Origin of the sequence: Actinomadura montaniterrae (assembly GCF_008923365.1) — a bacterium.
Taxonomy (GTDB): Bacteria; Actinomycetota; Actinomycetes; order Streptosporangiales; family Streptosporangiaceae; genus Spirillospora; species Spirillospora montaniterrae.
Genome location: NZ_WBMR01000379.1, coordinates 1 through 5,649, shown reverse-complemented (window position 1 = coordinate 5,649; position 5,649 = coordinate 1). Strand labels below are relative to the sequence as shown.

3 protein-coding genes and 1 pseudogene are annotated in these 5,649 nt (G+C 76.1%); 1 reads left to right on the top strand and 3 read right to left on the bottom strand.

The genetic code is table 11. The annotated features are described in order from the left end of the window. From F9B16_RS53380 to F9B16_RS48875, 3 genes and pseudogenes are all read right to left on the bottom strand, one after another. Window positions 1-392: pseudogene (locus F9B16_RS53380) on the bottom strand (hypothetical protein); the annotation flags it as partial. A gap of 850 nt (window positions 393-1,242) precedes the next feature. After that, complete coding sequence (locus F9B16_RS48880) at window positions 1,243-2,190, bottom strand: hypothetical protein (RefSeq protein WP_225992646.1); 948 nt, start codon at window positions 2,188-2,190, stop codon at window positions 1,243-1,245. Between the two features lie 181 nt (window positions 2,191-2,371). Further along, the gene (locus F9B16_RS48875; RefSeq protein WP_192809382.1) at window positions 2,372-4,948 is read right to left on the bottom strand and encodes a SpoIIE family protein phosphatase; all 2,577 of its coding nucleotides are present in this window, start codon (window positions 4,946-4,948) and stop codon (window positions 2,372-2,374) included. Window positions 4,949-5,141: 193 nt separating this feature from the next. Here F9B16_RS48875 and F9B16_RS51985 point away from each other — a divergent pair. Beyond that, on the top strand, window positions 5,142-5,649 hold a 508-nt coding region (locus F9B16_RS51985; protein WP_192809381.1), incomplete at its 3' end, for a TetR/AcrR family transcriptional regulator.

Genomic DNA, 5,649 nt, shown 5'->3' with positions numbered 1-5,649 from the left:
GCAGCAGGTGGCGGCGCGGCAGCGGACGGCGCGGCAGGCGGGGGCGCGGTGGGCGGGGTGGTGGACAGGGCGCGGGTCGGCGGCCGGGGGGTTTCCGGCCGTGTCACGTCGGGTTTCGTCAATGACGGCGGTGGTTCGGCGGACAGGCCCTTGCCGGGCAGGAAGGGCTCGTCGGCCTCGGCGCCGGGACGTTCGTGACGGCCGGCGCTCCGCGTCCCCGCCTGGTCTTCGGGTGCTCCCGCCTGCAGGCCTCCCGGCTTCCGGACGACCCAGCGCTCCGGTTCGTCTTCGGGGGCCGCTTCGGGGATCTCCTCCTCGGGCACCGGCACGCCGGTCCCGTGCGGCGCCCACTGCGGCGTTTCCCGCCGCGGCGGCCCCTCGGACGAGGGCACCTCGGCCGACCTGTACGGCGAAGCGGACCCACCGGACGGGGCCGCCTCGGTGCTCGGAGCCTGCGACGCCCAGGGTGCGGGCGCGCCTTCCGGCTCCGCAGGACGCGTCTCCGGCTCTGCAGGACGCGTCTCCGGCGCGTGCGGCGCCCACTGCGAGGAGGCAGCGTCCGACGGCGCGGCGGAAGGCGACGAGGAGGCCGACGACGAACCCCACGGCGCGGGCTCGGCCGGCGGAGCCGCAGGCCGGGTCTCGGGCGTGTGCGGCGTCCACTGCGAAGACGGCGCCGCAGGGGGCTCGGGCGAGGGCGCCGCGGGCTGTGCCGCCGAATCGTGAGAGATCCACGGGGCGGGCGCCGCGTCCGGCGGGGATGCGGGGGCGGCAGGTGGCTCTGGATCGCGCGGTGACCAATCCGGCGACCCGGCGGCCGAGGGTTGCGGCGCGGGCCCGGATACGGGATCGGCGGGTCGCGTCTCCGGGGTGTGGGGCGTCCACGCGGAGGGTTCTTGGGGCGCGGACGGCGGAGGGTCCGCAGGCGTGCGGGAGATGGCGCCGCGGGGCGTCCATGGCGGTTCGGTCGAGGCGGGCGGCGGTGAGGGAGGTGTGCCCGGCGGGTAAGGCGATTCGGCTGCGGGCGGCGGGGCCTCGGGCTGCGGCGGCGGGGGCGGGACGGGGATCCAGTCGGCGGGCTCCTCCGGGCGGGACCTGCTCCTTCCCGCGACGTGGACGTCGCCGGGGTGGGGTGCGGGCGGGCCGGTGTCTTCGGGATCAGGGCCTGGACGGTCGCGTGGGCCGAATCTCACGGTGACGATCCTGCGCTCTGGACGCGGGGGTCGGCAAGCGGGACGGCCGTCAACGGTGGCCGTCCTGGGCGCCGAAGAGCGCGGCGCAGAGGGATTCGAGGCGGTCGGGGCCGTCGTCGGCGGGCAGGACGGTGAGCACGGCCTCACCGGACGAACCCGAGGAATCAGACGAGCCGGATGAACCGGGTTCGCCGGTCGTCCCGGGTTCGCCGGGCCTGTCGAGGCGCAGCCGGACGGTGACCTCGCGGCGCAGGGGCTCGTCGGTGCCCTGCGCGGCGGCGATGTCCCCGAGGCCGACGGAGACGGTCTCGGGCAGGTCGACGACGAGGGGCTGCTCGCCGGTGCGGAGGCGGTCCTGCCAGAGGTCGAGGACGCGGCGGGCGAGGCCGTTGAGGAGGCGGCCCCAGGGGACGACGAGGGCGGGCGGGACGTTCTCGGTCTGCAGTTCGGGGAGGCCGAACCGGGCGAGGCCCTTGGTGGTGAACCAGAAGCCGTGCGGGCCCGAGGTGTGCGGGAGGAGCATCCAGTCGGTGAGCCGGACGGCGCCGTCGGGCCCGGGCAGGGAGCGGGTGAGGTGGTCGTGGGCGAGGATCTGCGGGGTGAAGACGTCGATGACGGGGGCGGTGCGGGCGGCGGCGACGGCTCCGGCGATCGCGCGGGCGGCCCATTCGTGGGCGGGCGGGTGGCCGGGGCGGTAGGCGGCGCGGACGGCGAGGATGTGGGAGGCGGCGTCGAGGGCGGCGAGCGCGGCGGGCGAGGCGCCGTAGGCGGCGAGGAGGTCGGCGGGCAGCGGCGGGAACTCGGCGGCGGGCCGCTGGTCGAGGGTGACCATGGGGCTGCCGAGCATGCCGAGGGCGAGGTCGCGCAGCGGGGGCCGGGTCCGGGCGGCGATCTCGTCGTGCGCGAGTTCGCCGGGGTCGGGGATCGGCGCGGTGAGCGCGACGGCGTAGGTGGCGTAGAGGGTCTCCGGGACCGGCAGGGTCAGGTTCTCGCCCAAATCGTCCCCCGATGGGCCGTTGATGCGCTTCGACACTATCGATCTCAGCGGACGGGGACGTTGGAAACTATCTGTCGCGGAGGGAACAGTTACCTCCCACGGGCGGGAGGCGGGCCCCCGACCACGCGATTCGCCGCGCAAGGCGGGCCCGCCTTGCGCGGCGGGTTCACGGCCACCGGGTTCACTCCGGGAGGCGGTGCTCGAACCACACCACCTTCCCGCCGTCGGTGCGGTGGGTGCCCCAGCGGGCGGCGAGGTGGCTGACGAGCTGGAGCCCGCGCCCGGACTCGGCGGTGGCGTCGGCGTGCCGGAGGTGCGGCATGTCCTGCCCGTCGTCGTAGACCTCGCAGAGCAGGGCGTCACCGCGGATGAGCCGCAGCACGATGGACCCGGCGCCGTGCAGCAGGGCGTTGGTGACGAGCTCGCTGACCAGCAGCTGGACGGTGTCCTCGACCGCTTCGAGGCGCCATTCGGCGAGCTTGAACGCGACCTGGGCGCGGGTCCGCGGGACCATGCTGGGCTCGGGTTCCAGCTCCCAGACGGCGACGTCGTCCTTGGGGATGCCGTCGAGGCCGACGGCGACGATGGCGATGTCGTCGGCGGGGGCGGTGGTGGCGAGCACGTCGAGGAGGGTGTCGCAGGTCGCGTCGAGCGGGCGGGCCGGCCCGGCGAGCAGGACGCGCAGCTTCTCCAGGCCCTGGTCGATGTCGCGGTCGCGGCGTTCCAGCAGGCCGTCGGTGCACAGGACGAGCCGGGACCCGTCCTCGACGTCGATCTCCATGGTCTCGAACGGTTCGCCGCCGACGCCGATCGGCAGCCCGGCGGGGACGGGCAGCACCCGGCTCTCGCCGCTCTCGGACACGAGGACGGGCGGGACGTGCCCGGCGTTGGCGAAGCTGCAGCGCCGGGCCACCGGGTCGTACACCGCGTACAAGCAGGTGGCGACGTAGCCCTCGCCGAGCCGCCGGGCGAGCGCGTCGAGCTGGCGGAGCAGCAGGTCGGGGCGCATGTCCTCGACGGCGAGGGTGCGCACGGCGGTGCGCATCTGGCCCATGATCGCGGCGGAGGTGAGGCCGTGCCCCATGACGTCGCCGACGACGATGCCGAGCCGGCGCCCGGGCAGCGGGAACGCGTCGAACCAGTCGCCGCCGACCTGCGCGGCCTGCCCGGCGGGCCGGTAGCGGTAGTGGACGCGGGCGCCGGGGACCTCGGGCGGGTCGGCGGGCAGCATGCTGCGCTGCAGTTCCTGCGCGACCTGGACCTCGCGCCGGTAGAGCCGGCCGTTGTCGACGCAGAGCGCGGCGCGGCGGGCGAGCTCGTCGACCATGGCGAGGTCGAGGTCGTCGAAGCCGGGCCGGTCGGGCTTGCGCAGCAGCTTGAAGGTGCCGAGCACCCGGCCGCGCGCGATCAGCGGGACGACCAGCAGGGCGCGGCCGGTGAACAGGGGGCTCAGGTCGCGGCCGCCGAACGCGGCCGACAGCCGGGCGGCGTACTCGGCGTCGACCTGCGGGATGTGCACGGTGCGGCCGGTGCGCATGGCGCGGACGAACGGGGTGCCGCGCCCCAGCACCAGCGTCTCGCCCTCCGGGACGATCTTCTCCCAGTGTCCGGGCTCGTCGTCGTGGGCGATGGCGACGCGGCGCATCACGGCGGTCTCGTCGAGGTCGGTGGACGGCTGGGCGGAGTCGGCGGCGACGCCTTCGAGGAGTTGCACGGCGGCGAAGTCGGCGACCCGCGGGACGAGGACCTCGGCGAGGGTGCGGGCGGCCTGGAGGTGGTCGAGTGAGCCGCCGATCTGCTGCCCGGCCTCGCTGAGGAAGGTCAGCGTCTCGTTCTCTTCCGCGCCCGCGGTGGCGAACGTGCCGGACGTACCGGACGTGCCGGACGTGCCGCCGTCCCGGTCGTCGTGGTCGGCCGCGGCGGTGTGCGGGGCGACGGCGCGGGGGCGGATGCGCAGGGCCCGCGGCATGTCGCCGATGTGCGGGACGACGGGGAGCCGGAGGGTGACGCTGATGGACACGGCGGGCCGGCCCATGGCGAGCACGCGGGACACGATGGCGTCGGTGGCGGCGGCTCCGGCGGTGGGCAGCAGTTCGGCGAGCCGGCGGGCGAGCGCCCCGTCGCCGTTCCCACGGCCGTCGCCGTGCCCGGGACCGTCGCCGTTGCGGCGGCTGAGGTCGGCGGGCCCGTCCTGGCCGGAGGCGGCCGGCGGCGGGGCGAGGACGGGTTCGACGCGCAGCAGCCGGGCTCCGGCGGCGCGCCGCGCGGCGCCGTCGGGCGCCGCGACGAGGACGTCGTCCATGGCCAGGCCGGGGCCGTCCTCGCGGAGCCGTCGCAGGTCGGCGGCCAGCGCGAGGACGCGGACGTCGCGGGGGCCGCGGTCGCCGTCCGGTTCGATGGGGTACACCCACCAGCCGACCTCGGCGGGGCGGCCGTCGTCGGCGCGGGGCACCATGCAGGCGCCGCACCAGACGTGCCCGAAGACCTCGGGCTCGAAGGCGCCGCGGTGCTCCTGCGGCAGCCGCAGCAGCGAGGCGGGGGAACGGCCGGCGGCCTGCAGCGGGCCGGCGCCGAACAGTTCGGTGGCGGCGTGGTTCCAGTGGTTGATGCGGCCGTGCTCGTTGAGCGTGAAGGCGGCCATGCTCACGACGCCGAGCAGTGGCTGGTCGAGGAACCGGGGCGGCCTGGCCCCGGTCCGCTGGTCGGGCGGGGGCGCGGTGGCCCCGGTGAGCGGCGGCTGTTTTCCGGCGATGGTCACGCGGACCCCTCCCCTGGGCGATGCTGCACTGCATCCGGCAACCCGCGGTGAAGGGGACGTTACCTCGAGTGAGGGACATTCGCCCGGGTTCTCGGGAAGTCGGCAGGGGTACGGCCCCGACCGGACACGGGTGAGCGCTCACTCAGTATGCTGGGGATGCTACCGTCCGGCGACGGAAGGGAAGGTGGCGCAGGTGGCGGCGCGCAGAACGGCGAGCGAAACGGCGAGCAGAACGGCGGACGCGACGGCGGGCACGGCGGCGGCCGGGCGGCCGGCGGGCCGGGAGCCGATGCGGGACCGGATCCTGGCGGCGGCGATCGGGGTGATCCGGGAGCGCGGGATCACCGCCGCGACGACCAAGGAGATCGCGCGCAGCGCGGGCGTCTCGGAAGGCAGCCTCTACAACCACTTCGCCAACAAGACCGCCCTGTTCGCGGCGGCGCTGGGCGAGGTCACCGCCACCGCGCGGACGGCGATGGCGGCCCTCGCCGGATCCGCCGGCAAGGGCACGGTCGAGGGCAACCTCACCCGGCTGGCCGCCGGCATGGTCCGCTTCTACGGCGAGCTGCTGCCGATGATCGGGCCGGTCCTCGCCGACCCGGACCTGATCGCCTGGCTGCGCGCGGACGGGCCCGTCCAGGCGCAGCGCGAGGCGGCGGCCTCGGCCGGCCGCGCCCCGGACGCGGCGCTCCCGCCCGGCT